Here is a 14,071-nt window from a genome sequence, read left to right on the forward strand (position 1 = left end):
GACGGAACCCTCAACGCGCTTGGGCTGAGGCCCGAAACAGCGTGTACACGACACGCCCTTACAGCGGCGTTCTGCGGTACCCCGGCCCGGAGCATAGCGCTTGCACGCAGCCGGCGCGAAACCACCGGGTGCCGCCGAGCCTGCGCGAATCGCGCGAGGAGCTGCAGGCTACCTTCAAGAGCACGCTGCAGGCAGGGCTGGCCAAGCTGGACCTGGTGACCCGCGAAGAGTTTGAAGTGCAGCGTGCGGTACTGCTGAAGACCCGCGAGAAGCTGGATGCGCTGGAAACGGCGGTGCGCGAGCTGGAAGGCCGCGGCAAGGCAGAATGAAAAAGGAGGCGCACCGCGCCTCCCACTTACAGATTATTTCCCTGAAGGGGCCTTGCCGCAAGGCCCGCCCGGCGCCCTAGACTCGCCGGCCTGTCGATCCGGCAGGACAGGTAGGGGCAGTGCCGATGGCACAGGACACCGAATGGACACCCGTTTCGCATGACACCTGCGACCAGGTTGCCGGGCCGTTCTATCACGGCACCCAGGCCAACCTCGCAGTGGGCGAACTGCTGAGCGCGGGATTCCGCTCCAACTATCGCGACAGCGTGGTGATGAACCACATCTACTTCACCACGATTGCCAAGGGCGCCGGGCTGGCTGCGGAGATGGCCCGGGGTGAGGGGCGACCGCGTGTGTATGTGGTGGAGCCGACCGGGCCGTTTGAGGACGATCCGAATGTCACCAACAAGAAGTTTCCCGGGAATCCGACGCGGTCGTATCGGAGTGTGGAGCCGTTGCGGGTTGTTGGGGAGATTGCGGAGTGGGAAGCCTACGATGCGGAGTTCGTTCGGCAGTTGCGGGCGTTTGTGGCGTCGGGGAGTGGAGAGATCATCAATTGATGGAGGGGAAGACGCTGACGCGGCATTTCGGGGGACACTCACGTACGGACTTAGCTGGCAACACCTAGCCGGGCACGTGCCGAATCCTGCCAAATGCCTGCACGAAAGGCAGTGGGCGCCGCACGCTACCGAGCGTTAAACATCACAAGCAGATGCGTTTCCGCTCATCATACAAGCGACGCACAGAGGCAGGAACCCTCTCGCAATCGCAGGTCGCTGATGATCTCGTGCACGAGATCATCAGCGACAGTAGTATGGCGACACTGAAAAATGGAGTTCCTTTCGTCCTTCGCCTGCAAGCACCTTGGAGCCTGCAAATGCTTCATAGGAAATGAACCCCCTCAACGCACCGTGCGGTTCAACGCGGTGCTCTCCACAGCCCCCTGGGCAATACGCGCTCATCAGCCCACTATGGGCCTGCAGTCGAGCTCCTCCCGCCAGCACAAACGTGTCATCTCTGACTACAGAAAAGCCACCTGTGGCGTCCGGCCAACTCTCCTTCGAGACGCACAACGCGCGGTCGTCGTTCGAGACGAGTGAAACATCAAAGCGGCGCTCTTCGGTCCTATCGACAACATCCACCCTGTAATTTTCCGCAGCAGGGCGGATGATTCCATGCGAGCAGGAGCACAAGCCCCCTGCCAGAAAAACCACGAGGAAAAATCCAAATAAATTCTTCATCGGGCAAAGTCCATTAGATGATCTGGATTGGTCAATCGCTGTGAACTGGGGAACTGCTCAAAGCTATCCCTCTCCGCCGGCGAGCCAAACTTGTATCCCTTCTCACCATTGAACAGCGTGTCTTTGTATCCAAACACAGCATGCGCGGTCTCATGCCCGGCCGCCCAAGCAAGAGTCGATTGGCTCCTGAACTCGGCATGACTTGTATTCACAATTACTTGTGCCGAACCACTGGTAGGGACAGCAGCCAATGTTCCGGCGTTATTACCTCCGTACTTGGCATCAATTTGAGCCGTCGTCATTCCGTTGGCAGGAATCGCGCCCGCCCCGGTATCCCGGAGCGCAGCTGCCATGCTCGACATGTCAGACGCAACCTTTGTCATGTTCTCGACTGTACCGGAACCTTCGCCAAAGTTGCGCTCAAATGCTCGAGTAAGGCCTTTCAGACCCTTCCCACTCGACAGCGCGCCGGTAATTCTATCCGCCGCCTTCTCAAGGCTCTTGGCGGCACTCTGCTGCGCCTTGTCAAATCCTTTCCATTCCCTGTCTGAAAAACCAGAGCCACGGGAAAGTCGTCCGTCAGGGTCCCTGAATCGATACGGATTGTCATTCGCATACCAGTAGCGATTGAATGCTCCAAGCGGACCTCCGTAGGCGGTTACTGGATCCACAGACAGGAACCTGCCCACCTTTGGATCGTAGTAGCGCTGCTGCATATAGGAGAGGCTGTTCTGACTGTCGCTGACGTGACCTGCGTAGCCGACTCCGTCATTCAGTGGCCGATTCAGAAGCTCTCCATATGGATCATAAAAACTGCGCTCGATCACACTGCCCGAAGCGCCAGTAACTGCGACAGGTGAACCCAACAAATCCGGATGTGAGTACTTCAAAAGAGTTGTTCCTTCCGGCCCCGTTTCCAAAGTAGCAACAAGCATCGCACCTAAGTAGAGATACTCCCTACTTTTCCCATCGCGCTCGCTTTGCTGCCTACGAAGCCTACCTTGGCTGTCATACATGGAGAGGATCGATCCGCTGCCCTGCAACCATGCCAAAACACGACGTCCATGACCGTCATAACGGTAGTTTTCCGGTCCTGGCGCTGAGCGCAGTCGATTTCCCATGTCGAACACGAAGGCTTGCCCATTCCGCATCGAGAGATTTCCCTGTGCGTCATATGCCAGTCCCATTGTGGTCGCGCCGTCGCTCGACATCACGTTAGTCAGCCGGTTGGCACCGTCATAGGCATAGAAATGATCCTTGCGGCCCAGCAGTCTGGCACTCTTGATGTTGTCCAGTACGTCATAGGTATAGCGGACAGTGCCATCGCCGCCAAAGGCGGCCGAAGCCGCCTGTGTAAGGCGGCCGAGACCATCATAGGCCATCTGCCGGTTGCGACCGGAATCCATCGTGTCGAGAATCGAATTCAGGTTTCCAACCGCATCGTAACTGTAATTCAGGCCGATCACATTGGGCGATGCAGCGATGCGGGAGGGAAGCTGCCGGGCGTTGAGCACCTGCTCGAACTGAATACCGTTGCCATATGTGAACATGCGAAGGCTGCCATTTGCATGATACTCAGCGCTAGTCACGTAAGTGCCGACGCGGCTTGGCTGGCCCAGAGCATTCGGATCCAATGCAATGAACATACCACTCGGGTACTGGATGCCGGAACGCGATGCGTTGGCGTCGTAAGAATAGCCGAGCCCCCAAGTGAACCAGCCGGGCTGTGATGTGGATTCGCCCGTCATCAGCCTCCGCTTGTTGTAGCTGTACGCATTGGTAGTCTGGGTCGCTCCACCGTCGTTGAGCGTGACTATCTGTGTTGGAAGCCCATCTGCGGCGTAACTCCAAGTCTGGTTTCCGTTCCCATCGGGGAACGTCAGCGTCGAAATCCTGTTGCGCGCATCGTACGCCCGATCAATACGTCGCCCGGATCCCTGGGCCGCCGCCAGATCACAGTTGGCGGCATCCGGAAGGTTCAAACCACTGGCGGTCCAGAGAGTGTTGCCAGCGCCATCCTGGGCGATGACAGTAGCCCCAGACTCAGGCTCTATGGCCTTGCACAATTCCCCGCCAGCACCGTACAGAAGCGTGCGTTGCAAGCGCACGCTGCCGTCTGCATTGCGACGTACGATCGCCGCCGGCCGCCCATAGCGATCCCGGGGAATATCGGTAAATTCCCCTTCGGGCGCGCTGATGGCAATTGCATCAGACTGCGCCGGTGTACCGAACGCAAGGTACTGCACGCGGGTGGTATAGCCTCGCGGATCCACGGTGGTGCGTCGATTGCCCGCCTCGTAGGTGATGACGCTCGTTGCCACTCCGGACTCGGTATCCTGGGAAACCGATGTGGGGCGTCCCAGCGCATCGTACTCGGTCCAAGTACCCTTCAGAGGCGGAAGCGTTACGCGGGTATTGGTATTGGCCGTTGCATCGCCAAATCGACCTACTCCATTCTGGTTCATCCGCCACTGCAGCGGGTATTGCCCGGCGACCGAAGGTGCAGTGATCGTGAATAGAAATTCGACGATGCCGTTCGGCGGCACATCATACGGCAGGGGAATGCGCGCGGCACTCCAGACGGTATTGTCGGCGGGATTTTCGGTTGCCAGAGCATAGCCCGCTCCATTGCTCCACGTCGTCTCACCCGTGTTGCGAAAGCGAAGGCGCATCTGCATCGTGCTACCGGTCTGCATTTCGATCGGGAAGCCACCTCCCTCTTCAGTCCGCGCATTGTTCACTGGCGCTGTCACGTTGATCGCCACGTTCGGCGTGGCAGGCCCGAACCAGCCTTTCCCATCTGCCCACATCTGTCGCTGAAAGTTGTAGACACCTGGACTTGTCGGCGCCTGCATCGGCACAGGTATGTCCACAGATTCGCCCGGCGCTACCGCGCGAGGTAGTGCAATGCGCGCGCTGCCCCAAAGTGTTGAATCGGTAGGGTTCTGGGCCCCCAACCAGTGGCTACCCGGATACCACGTGGTGTCGCCGGTGTTCTTCATGTTTACTACGGCGGATTGGCTTCCCGCAGTCTTCATTTCACTGGCTACGGATTGACTGTGGTACTCAGCGCCGTTGACCGGTTGCCAAATAAAGAAACCGATCTGGCCTGAAGCAAGCCCGAACCAGTTCCCATTCCTGTGCATCTGGAATGACACGCCATACCAACCTCCATTGGCCGCGCCCGTGCTGGGAACCAGAGTGACGTTGAAGGTCGCTGTTGCTCCCGGCGGCACTGGCCCTGGGACGGGTAGGCTAGATGACTGCCAGTACGCCGGATTGTCGTTGGGCATGCTGAGTGCATATCCGCCTTCCGGGGTCCATGTGGTTTCCCCGGTATTCCTCATCGTGACCGTCGCCACGAACGGCTGGCCGGCCACCACGCGATTGGTTGACAGCGAGGCAGACACCATCTCGGCTGAGTTGACGGGTTCCGGAGGGGCATTGACGGTGATGACCACCGGCCCACTCTGCAGCGACCTGACAATCTCCTCTCCGTTGAGGTTGCGGATACCCTGCGCCGTCAGCATGTACTGATAGGTTCCTGGCGGCAGACCATGCACCGTGTACGCGCCATAAGCGAAATTGGTAACCAGCACGCCGTTCTGCGTCAGCCGGACGTTGTCGATGTACTCGGACTTTGGGCCCGCATTGGTACTTCCGAACTCAACCGTCATGGTCACAGTTGCTGGAGCTGTGTAGACGGTCTGCGCCGGGCCGGTCAGCCTGACCCAGGCTTGGGCGTGTACGCCGGGACTGATCGCTAGCGCCATGATCATCAGCAGCAGTGCGCCCAGCCAGCGCGACTGAACGTCCCCTTCCATCATTGTCGGCAGTCGCATCAGGGCCCCTCCACGCGATAGCGACCGGGATAGGACTGGAATATCGTCCTGCCGGCGTGGTCATAGGATGTAATGACCTGCCGCAGCGTTGAACTGCGATTGGTCGCGTCGTAGTCCTCGCTGAGTACAGGGCGCATCAACGCGTCATGCCAAGTGATACGCCGGGCATTTCCGGTTGATTCCGTGCGACGCCAGTGCCCCGGTGCCAACCCTCGTTCAGACCCGGTCGTCCGCTGATAGCTGATGATCGAATCATTCCACGCCACGCTATCGCCACCTGGATACTGGATGAGAGCCAAGCGGCCGGCCGCGTCGTAGCCGTAGGAAGTGGTCGCCGCGGTTTCGTCGGTTCTGCTCAACAGCCAGCCGTTGTCGTCCACCGTGGCGGAGATGCTGGTGCCATCGGCGTACAGGATGCGCCGAGGCGTGCCCCGCTTGTAATCCTGCAGTTGTGTTGTATTGCCGTTGCCATCAACCACCTGCGTGAGGTTCCCCAGTGAGTCATAGGCCAGCGTTTGCTTCAGCTTGCCGAATACCCATATGGAATGCGGGAGGGACTGTGCATTGAACTCGGTACGATGTTGCTCGACGCCAGTGTTGACATCTTCCACGCGTTCTTTCTGGCCCAAGGTCCAGCTAGCGAGATTGTCATGGAATACAACCCTGTCCTTGGCCACGGCCAGGTCGCTTCCACTGTAGGTCTGGACCGGCCTCGCAAAGAGGTCGAATAGATCCACCCGCTCGGTATATGCCGTGGCCTCACGCGTGGTGACGACCTGCTTCTGCGGCTCGATGAGTCCTTCGGTTGGGGTCATGATGCTCAGCGATTGCCCCACAAGAGGAATGAACTGCCCAGCAGCCTCTTCCTTGCTCAGATACTGGTATTTCACGCCTTGAAGCGTCACACCCGCAGCATTGGCGGTTCGGGTCTCCAGCACCTTGCCTTCATCGACGCGCGGCCGCACGCCGAACAGATAGCTGGTGACGCTTCCGTCAGGCTCGGTCACCGTCGTCCAGCGACCCTCGGCTGAAAAGCCATCCTGGAAGCCATAGGTGGTTGTCATTGATGGCAGGCCCGGCCCACTGATGGTCCGCTGCTGCAGGTTCCAGACACCGATATAGGGTGTCTGCTCAGGCGACGAGCACGGGCTGATGTCGGTAGCGCGGTAGAAGTAGCGATAGGCCAGTGAGTAGGTAGACACCGCACCCGCCGGATGACCAACCGCGTAGCTGTAGGGGCCGTAGACGGTTCCCATACGGGGATCGCACTCGGAGCCCTCCGGCGTAGGTCCAAAATTGGGTGGGCGCAGCGTGCCGCTCACGGTGTAGGTCCACCGCGTGCCGTCGGGAAGCACTACGGCAGCCAGTCCACCATCAATACGTGAACCCAGTACGCCGGGTTCGCGGTATTGGTAGGTCCATGTTCGGCCGTTAGCCGAGGCGCTGACAACGCGGTCACCGGCGTATACAAGGTTGATGGCACGCCCGTCACTGCTGGTGATCGACGTCAGCTTGTCGCCGTTGTATCCGTAATTGACCCAGTTGCCGAAACGATCCTCCACGCGCGTCGCCATGAAAAAGACATGGGTTCGCGACAGCGACCGGGTTGGTGCCAGCGGATTATCCTTGTAATTCATCCGGGTCATTTCGCGCGTCACGACCCAGTTGAGGTAGTACTTCGTCCCATCCGGCGTGACCGCCAGGAACGCCTCACCAGGCACTCCGTTCTGGGTCTGCGGCAAGCACCGCACGCGTACGTTGCCGGTTGTCACCCAAGGGTAGCTTTGCCCATCGGCGGGCATAGGGACGCTGGCCGATGCCACCAGCAGCTGCGAGCCCCCGTCGCCCGGCAGGTTCAGACCATAGCCGTTCCAGAACACGGTTTCCGGGTAATAGGAAATGCCGCCATCGCCGATGTAGGGCCGCTTCTGTTGTGAGCAGCGCTGGAAGCGATTCACATCATTATCGGGCCCGACTACCCAACCGCGGGCACTGAAGACGCCCTCCAGATGGGGCACGTCGACATCCCAATCGTAGAAGCCCGCAAGATCGCCAGGCTTGCTGTCCTGATACAAATAGCGCTCACTGATGCTGCGCTTTCGAGTCAACGCCACAGGCGGCCCTGCGTTACCCGGGATGGCGATGTCTGTGACCGAAAAGCTCAACTGCCCGTTGAACAGTGAAATGCTCTCGCCGAAGGCGCCTGCATCAAGCTTCCCTAGTTGCTGGGCCTTGCCAACGCGATTGGCATATTCGGACTCGGCTTCCACGAACTCCTGCGCCGAAACCGACGCCGCAGCGAAGCACAGCAACACTGGAGCGAGCCTCCATCCATTGCATCCCATGATGTCCCCCTGGCGAGAATGAACAATCTGTTCATACAGCGTTGCCGATTCTGCATGGTCATCCGATCGCTCTCTCGTCAGACAACCCCGCATCGTCTTGTAGGTTTTTTCCTAACCAGGTTCCGCCAGCCACTGCGGATGTACCCGAAAAGCAGCGGAGGAATAATCCGAGGATGCCGTCGCATGGTTTTGCAGACGGTTTAACTAGGCAGCCTGAAATCGAGTAAGTCACTGGTCGCCCTGCACGCACTGGGCAGGCACTCAACGGCCGCCGGGCGGGCTGTGTCGCATTTGCCGCGTTCAGAATTGTTCAACGGAAACGTCTGGCGACCATATCCCAGAATCACTTCAAGCCATGCCCCCTAGGCATCTCCCAGCGTTCCACGCTATGCGACAATGCCAAAAACGTCTCGGGCTTTGGCGGCTTTGGCCCCAACCCCTTGGCATTCCAAACAACATCAGGCAACTCTGGTAGGGCCACCGAAAAGGGGTGGCCGGGCGTCGAAAACCCGATTGCTGTTGTTGTTTACGCTTGTCAGCCGGCACCACCACGCGTGGTGCCGGCTGGCAATCCGTCTGCCGGCTATGGCGGGCGGTGCGTGGGGGTCTTGTACCCGCCGGCCTTACAACAGCAACCGGTTTTCGAGCCACGCATCGTCCGCCACCCTTATCGGTGGCGGCTTCTGCCTGCTTGCACGGAGCCTGCCATGACCACGCCGCACTCCCCTTCCCCACGCCCCATCCAGGAAGCGCCCTCGCCCGCCCCTGCCCTGAACCCCAACAGCCTCATCGCCATCCTGCACAGCATCGGCGCCGGCGCTGCCGCAGACGGTCAGCCCTGGCCCGAGCGCCATCACCTGCGCAGCCGGCAGATGGCGTTGTCCGACGCCGACTGCGCGCTGACGGGCCAGCGCATTGTGCAGGAGATCCTGCTGGCGGCCGAACGCACGCGCCAGAACGGCGAGCCCGACCAGTACGTGGGCGACCGGGTGATGGAAGGGCTGGTGATGGCCGACATCGCACTCACGGCCTTCATCCACGAACGCGTGCGGCCACAGGACTGAGGGCGCGCTTGTGGGCGTGACGTTCTGTCTTTGTGCGGGGTGATGAATGAAGAAGCGTGGGCTTGCCGCGGCGGCGGTGTGCATCGTGGTGATCGGCGCGATATGGGCGGGGTGGCCGGAGCCAGTGGGCGATCAGGTGTGGGCCTACCAGAAGCTGCAGCCAGCCGACTACCGGCTGCTGCACAGTGATGCACTCGGCTTCGTGACCGCCAAAGCAGATGAGGGCTTTGAACTGCACACGCGCTATGCCGGGGTGACGTCCTTCGAGATCCGGTGCAAGGGCGTTCTGGTGATGGACGTGGAGAATGCCCCCTCGCGCGTGCTGATCCGGCTGCCCGCCGATGCCAGGTGGCGGGCGCCGGACATCGAACGCCTTCGCATCAGTTTCGAGCGCTGGTTGGATCTCCACCAGAGCCAAGGGCAGCTGTTGGTGGAAAGTGCTGGGCCATCGTGGCTTGAGGCGCGGTTTGGGCGCTTCGGCGGGGTGGTGCCTGATCAGCGGCGGTGTCTGTTTGAGGACCCGGGCCGCGGTTGGCAGGATTCCCCCTGGTCTCTTCGTCCATCCCGCGGACTACTGCAGGCAGTCGAATGAATGGCAGCACCATCTTTTGCATTGTTCCGAATTTTCCCGAGATTCACGTAAATCGGGTATCGCGGCACCGTTTCGGTGGAACTTGTGGCTGCGCTGCAGCCCCGCTAGCATCGGCTCGACTGCTTTCCCGTCCTGCCCCCGCATCCATGATGGAAGCCCTCGTGACCGAACCGACCGCCATTGAAGCTCCCGCCGAAGCCGCATCTCACAGGGGCGAATTTTTCCTGATCGACGCCGGCATCCCGGGGAACGGCAGGGTTCCCGGCATAGAAATCGCCAACGAAGAGAAGCTGATCGATCCGGGGATGAATGTCGTCTCGCGTCCTGACGGAACGCCAGACCAGTATCCGGAGCGTCCCCACCTGGTTCATGTACCGCAGAAGGGCGGCATGCCACGCGATCTGGAAGAGCTCGCTGGCATATGGATTGTGTCGGAGCCGTTGAAGCAGCTGTTTGAGCAGGTGGACCCCGAGGCATTTGCATTTGTGGCATGCGACTTCAGCCTTGCTGACGGCAGCCCCGGCCCTCGGTACTACCTGGGCAATGTGCTGCGCAGACTCGATGCCCTGGATGAAGCCGCTTCGCGCGTGAGGATCAAGCTCGACCACAATTATCAGACCGGCGAGGACGAGAAGCTTTACAGCCTCGTCGGCGGAGCGAGCCTGGTGTTCAAACAGGATGTTGTGGGAGATGCCCATATCTTCCGCCAGGATCGCATGGGAGCACCTCCCGTCTGCGACCGCGCGATGTTTGATGCATTGACTGCGGGCAACTTCTCCGGCGTACGGCTGCGCGATGTAGCCGATATTTAAGACGAGCTCTTTCAAACGGATTCTTGAATGAGGTGGTGCGCATGGCCGACACACCGGTTTTTCAGGGACACCATCTGATCGAACAGATTGCGTTCGAACAGAGCCCGCTGCTGAAATCGCTTGCCAGGAGTGGTCATTTCGCGCTCCACGGACCCGACAACATTCTCAACCTGCCCGCGAACCCCGCGCTGGCAACCAGGTTGGGTATTTCGCCACACTCAGGCGGCCCTCTGGGTGCGTATTCGGATCAGCTGAAGTTCGTTCTCGACGACCTCGCGGAAACGTACGATGGCCGAGCCCTGCTGTCGAAGGAGACTCCGCCGGATGTGCGGGCTGCCGCTGCCGAGCGTATGGGTGCCCGCATCCAGAACCTCGAACATACCCTTCGCGCCGGCATCCTCAACGGCGACCTGGTCACCAACACGCCCGAGAACATGACCCCGGCGGAAGCCAACGCCAAGGTCCGCACCTTCTTTTCTGATCTGGACGGCTACCAGCGTACCCACGCCACGCAGATTGCGGAACTGAAGACCCTCAACCCCTCCGAGCTGCGCTGGCGCGGCGTCACCCAGTCCGAAGCCAACGTGAAGTTGGCACTGGATGCCATCGACGAACCCGGCAACTCCACCCTCAGCGAGCGCTGGGGCGGCCGCGCATCGTTGGGCACCGCAATTCAAGAGGCCAACCAGGGCGGCCGCCTACCGCTGACCGAGCACACTGCCGTGCGCGTGCGCACTGCATTCAACCCGGAAATGCCGCTGGCCATCGTGCGCCCTGGCCCGGCAACCACAGCCCCAGAACTGGCGGGCACTGCAGGGCGAGCGGGCGCTGCGGAAGGCGCCGCCGAAGCTGCCGTCGCCGCGCGCGGACAGATTACCGGCACACGCGTACTCGGGGCCGCTGGTGTCGCTGCACTGGCCGTGGATTTCGCCATCACCGGCCACCGCGTGGCCGAATTGCGCAGCGAGGGCAACGACGCTGGCGCCAGATCTGCCGCTACGCACTTCGTGGGGCGTACCGCGGGCGGCTTTGGCGGCGGCTTCCTGTTGGGCGCCGGGTACGGCGTGGTTACCGGCTCGTGGACCGGGCCAGGTGCGCTGGCTACCGGGCTGCTGGGCGGCGTGGCCGGTGGCTTCGCCGGTGAGTACTGGGCCCAGTACCAGGACAAGAAAGCGGTCTACACCCAGGTGGACCGCAGCGGCAACGAATGGAGCCGCGACCCGGAAGATGCAAATGGCACCTGGAGCCGTAGCGTGCGCACGCCGCAGCCCGACGGAAGCTACCGCGACACCACGATGGTCGCCGGTGGCCGGCTGGTGGATGAACTGAACTACAAAGCTGCCAACGATTCCTATTCGCTGGGCATGGCCAACCTGCCCAAGCCGCAGAACCCGTTCAAGCTCGATGCCGGCGGCGAGAACACGCCACCGCGCGAACCGTTTGAAACCAACCGCCACTACGTGCGCAGCCCGCACAACGGCGAATGGAACCTCTCCATCCACGCAATGATTGATGGGCGCGTCCCTTTCGACCACAGCGTGTCAGTCAGCCCGGAAAAGGCCGGCCATCTGGAACTGGAATCGCAGCGCATCATTGCCCAGAACGCCGCCAACACGCCGGAGGCACTCGCCGCCCGTTATCAGGTAGCGTTCAACCAGTACAACTGGCACGAGTTCGCCACCATCGAGCCGGTACCGGCGGTGATCGCCAACGCGCAGACCCAGACCCAGCCCTTGCGCGCTTCCAACGGCGAGAAGTACACACAGGACGCCAACGGGCAGTGGCACACCCCGGGCTGGGTGTATGGCACCAACCCGGCCGAGGGCAGCATCATCGAGGAGCTCAATCGCACGCGTCAGAGCCAGCAGGCCGGTGTGCAGGAGCTGAATTCCATGGCGGACATTGCCCGGGCCAATCCCACGCCAACCGAGTACGGCTTGCGCAGCCAAGTGGTGGACGCCTACCGAAGCGCCGGTATTGCGCGAAGCGCAGTAGAGATTGATGACGCTGTAGCCGCGGTTGCCCAGGATCACGCACGCACCGTGCCCAGCTTTGGCACCTTCATGCTGCAGGTACAGAAGGATGGCTCGCTGGCCACCTTGGCGGGGAAGGATGACGAGCGCATGCAGATCGTTTCCGTCACCACGCCAGAGGAGATTGCTCAGGCACACGCGCAGCGCGCTACCGCAGGTCAGGAGCAGCAACCCGCGGGCACCCCGCCGCGCGCACCCACCATACCCGAGCCCGCGCCGAGTGCATCCCCGCCGCACACCTCCAGGCCTGCCACGCAGCACGACGCTGACGTAGACCGACACCACAGCACAGCCCTGCGCCCGGATGGCAGCGGGCTGCTGGAGCAGTTGCGCTCGTCGGTAACCATGCTGGATGAAAAGAACAACAAGCCGTGGGACCAGAGCAGTGATCGCCTGCTGGCCTCTGCCTACAGGCTTGCGGCAGAGGCCGGGTTCAAGCCCGGCGACAAAGTGGACATGGCATTGAATGAGGCCACCGAAACCCGTGCTGCGGGTACCACATTGTTCGTGACGCGCTCGGGGCCGGGCGCGTCATCAGACCCCGCCGCCAACCGGGTGCAAATGCCGACGCAGGACGCGCTGGCCGTCGCGCCAGAGCAGCAGTATGCAGCGGCCAACCGGAGCCTTGGCGCTCAGGACCAGGAGCGGTCGCAGCAGCTGGCGCAAGCGCAGACGCAGGAGCAGCAGCGTGAGGAGAGCCGGCAGGGGCCGCGGATGGGCTGAGGGCAGCGTGACGTAGGGATTCGGCAGCGGGTCTGGCTGAGTGACGCTGATCCACTTGATATCGGGCGAGGTTAGACACCCAATTTGCAGAGACCACGTGCCGCAAAGGAAGAAGGCACGTTCCAACCACCTGTCGGAATCCTCCTAGCCACTTCGCCAGCAATCCCCGATGGTCGCCCGTAGAGCGCCTGCCGCACTATCAAGCGTCCCTCTGCAGGAAACCACACATGAGCCTGGCGCTGGTTCACAGCCGTGCGCGCGCTGGGGTCGACGCCCCGCTGGTGCGCATTGAAGTACATCTCTCTGGTGGCCTGCCCGTCACCCAGATCGTCGGCTTGGCCGAGACCAGCGTGCGCGAGTCGCGCGAGCGCGTGCGTGCCGCGATGCTCTGCGCGAGATTCGACTTTCCGCAGCGGCGCATCACCTTGAACCTCGCGCCCGCCGACCTGCCCAAGGAAGGCGGTCGCTATGACCTGGCGATTGCCTTGGGCATCCTCGCTGCCAGTGGCCAGGTCGATCCGCAGTCGTTGCTGCAGTACGAATTCCTCGGCGAACTTGGCTTGACCGGAGAGCTGCGCGCGGTGTCCGGCGCACTGCCGGCCGCCATCGCCGCCGCGGAAGCCGGACGCATCCTGATCGTGCCCCCGGGCAACGCCGCTGAAGCCGCCCTCGCCCAGCACGCCGATGTGCGGGTGGCGCGCACCCTGCTGGAATGCTGCGCCGGGCTGGGCAATCCACGCCTGCTGCCACAGGTGGAACGCGTAGACACAACGCCGCTGCCGCTGCCGGATCTGGCCGATGTACGCGGGCAGGCGCTCGCACGCCGCGCGTTAGAGGTTGCCGCGGCCGGTGGCCATCATCTATTGCTGATCGGCAGCCCCGGCTGCGGCAAGACGCTGCTCGCCTCGCGCCTGCCCAGCCTGCTGCCGGATTCCGAAGAGATCGATGCCCTGCAGTTGGCGGCCATCACCTCGGTCAGCGGCGAAGGGCTGGACCCGAAGCGCTGGCGGCAGCGGCCGTTCCGGGCGCCGCACCACAGTGCGAGCGCTGCGGCTTTGGTGGGGTGACAATTTTCTAAGTCAATGCGAAT

The 14,071-nt window shown here is 61.7% G+C and carries 9 protein-coding genes and 1 pseudogene; 7 read left to right on the forward strand and 3 right to left on the reverse strand.

Annotation, left to right across the window (positions count from 1 at the left end; translation table 11 throughout):
* Positions 1-128: 128 nt before the first annotated feature.
* Both AC07UW_RS10385 and arr read left to right on the forward strand, forming a co-directional pair.
* Positions 129-329: an accessory factor UbiK family protein gene (locus AC07UW_RS10385; protein ID WP_139784948.1), complete on the forward strand. Its 201-nt coding sequence runs from the start codon at positions 129-131 to the stop codon at positions 327-329.
* A gap of 125 nt (positions 330-454) precedes the next feature.
* On the forward strand, positions 455-889 hold the full coding sequence (arr, locus tag AC07UW_RS10390) for an NAD(+)--rifampin ADP-ribosyltransferase (protein WP_495211989.1): 435 nt from the start codon (positions 455-457) through the stop codon (positions 887-889).
* 240 nt (positions 890-1,129) lie between these two features.
* On the opposite strand, the gene AC07UW_RS10395 is transcribed toward arr, so the two are convergent.
* Genes AC07UW_RS10395 through AC07UW_RS10405 form a run of 3 tightly spaced genes read right to left on the reverse strand, consistent with a single transcriptional unit; the run spans position 1,130 to position 7,727 of the window.
* Positions 1,130-1,570, reverse strand: a complete 441-nt coding sequence (locus tag AC07UW_RS10395; protein ID WP_313250070.1) for a hypothetical protein — start codon at positions 1,568-1,570, stop codon at positions 1,130-1,132.
* Positions 1,567-5,412 carry an RHS repeat domain-containing protein gene (locus tag AC07UW_RS10400; RefSeq protein WP_495211990.1) on the reverse strand — a complete coding sequence of 1,282 codons (3,846 nt, stop codon included), beginning with the start codon at positions 5,410-5,412 and terminating at the stop codon, positions 1,567-1,569. The genes AC07UW_RS10395 and AC07UW_RS10400 overlap by 4 nt, the downstream gene beginning before the upstream one ends.
* Positions 5,412-7,727: an RHS repeat protein gene (locus AC07UW_RS10405; protein WP_495211991.1), complete on the reverse strand. Its 2,316-nt coding sequence runs from the start codon at positions 7,725-7,727 to the stop codon at positions 5,412-5,414. The genes AC07UW_RS10400 and AC07UW_RS10405 overlap by 1 nt, the downstream gene beginning before the upstream one ends.
* A gap of 737 nt (positions 7,728-8,464) precedes the next feature.
* On the opposite strand from AC07UW_RS10405, the gene AC07UW_RS10410 reads away from it, so the two are divergent.
* The 5 genes and pseudogenes from AC07UW_RS10410 to AC07UW_RS10430 all read left to right on the forward strand — a co-directional run.
* Complete coding sequence (locus tag AC07UW_RS10410) at positions 8,465-8,821, forward strand: hypothetical protein (RefSeq protein ID WP_495211992.1); 357 nt, start codon at positions 8,465-8,467, stop codon at positions 8,819-8,821.
* 46 nt (positions 8,822-8,867) lie between these two features.
* Positions 8,868-9,413: a cold-shock protein gene (locus AC07UW_RS10415; protein ID WP_495211993.1), complete on the forward strand. Its 546-nt coding sequence runs from the start codon at positions 8,868-8,870 to the stop codon at positions 9,411-9,413.
* Between the two features lie 149 nt (positions 9,414-9,562).
* Positions 9,563-10,225 (forward strand): imm11 family protein, encoded by a 663-nt coding sequence (locus tag AC07UW_RS10420; RefSeq protein WP_495211994.1) that lies wholly within the window; start codon positions 9,563-9,565, stop codon positions 10,223-10,225.
* Between the two features lie 41 nt (positions 10,226-10,266).
* A complete protein-coding gene (locus tag AC07UW_RS10425) occupies positions 10,267-12,981 on the forward strand; it encodes an XVIPCD domain-containing protein (RefSeq protein WP_495211995.1) in 2,715 nt (904 codons plus the stop codon).
* A gap of 227 nt (positions 12,982-13,208) precedes the next feature.
* Positions 13,209-14,045, forward strand: a pseudogene (locus tag AC07UW_RS10430) (magnesium chelatase domain-containing protein); the annotation flags it as partial.
* Positions 14,046-14,071: the final 26 nt, after the last annotated feature.

Source organism: Stenotrophomonas sp. GW821-FHT02D01 (genome assembly GCF_059421765.1).

What these genes read in the sequence shown, in the direction of transcription:
- arr (WP_495211989.1), top strand. Translation starts at nt 455, where the DNA reads ATGGCACAGGACACCGAATGGACACCCGTTTCGCATGACACCTGCGAC.
- AC07UW_RS10395 (WP_313250070.1), bottom strand. Translation starts at nt 1,570, where the DNA reads ATGAAGAATTTATTTGGATTTTTCCTCGTGGTTTTTCTGGCAGGGGGC.
- AC07UW_RS10400 (WP_495211990.1), bottom strand. Translation starts at nt 5,412, where the DNA reads ATGCGACTGCCGACAATGATGGAAGGGGACGTTCAGTCGCGCTGGCTG.
- AC07UW_RS10410 (WP_495211992.1), top strand. Translation starts at nt 8,465, where the DNA reads ATGACCACGCCGCACTCCCCTTCCCCACGCCCCATCCAGGAAGCGCCC.
- AC07UW_RS10415 (WP_495211993.1), top strand. Translation starts at nt 8,868, where the DNA reads ATGAAGAAGCGTGGGCTTGCCGCGGCGGCGGTGTGCATCGTGGTGATC.
- AC07UW_RS10420 (WP_495211994.1), top strand. Translation starts at nt 9,563, where the DNA reads ATGGAAGCCCTCGTGACCGAACCGACCGCCATTGAAGCTCCCGCCGAA.
- AC07UW_RS10425 (WP_495211995.1), top strand. Translation starts at nt 10,267, where the DNA reads ATGGCCGACACACCGGTTTTTCAGGGACACCATCTGATCGAACAGATT.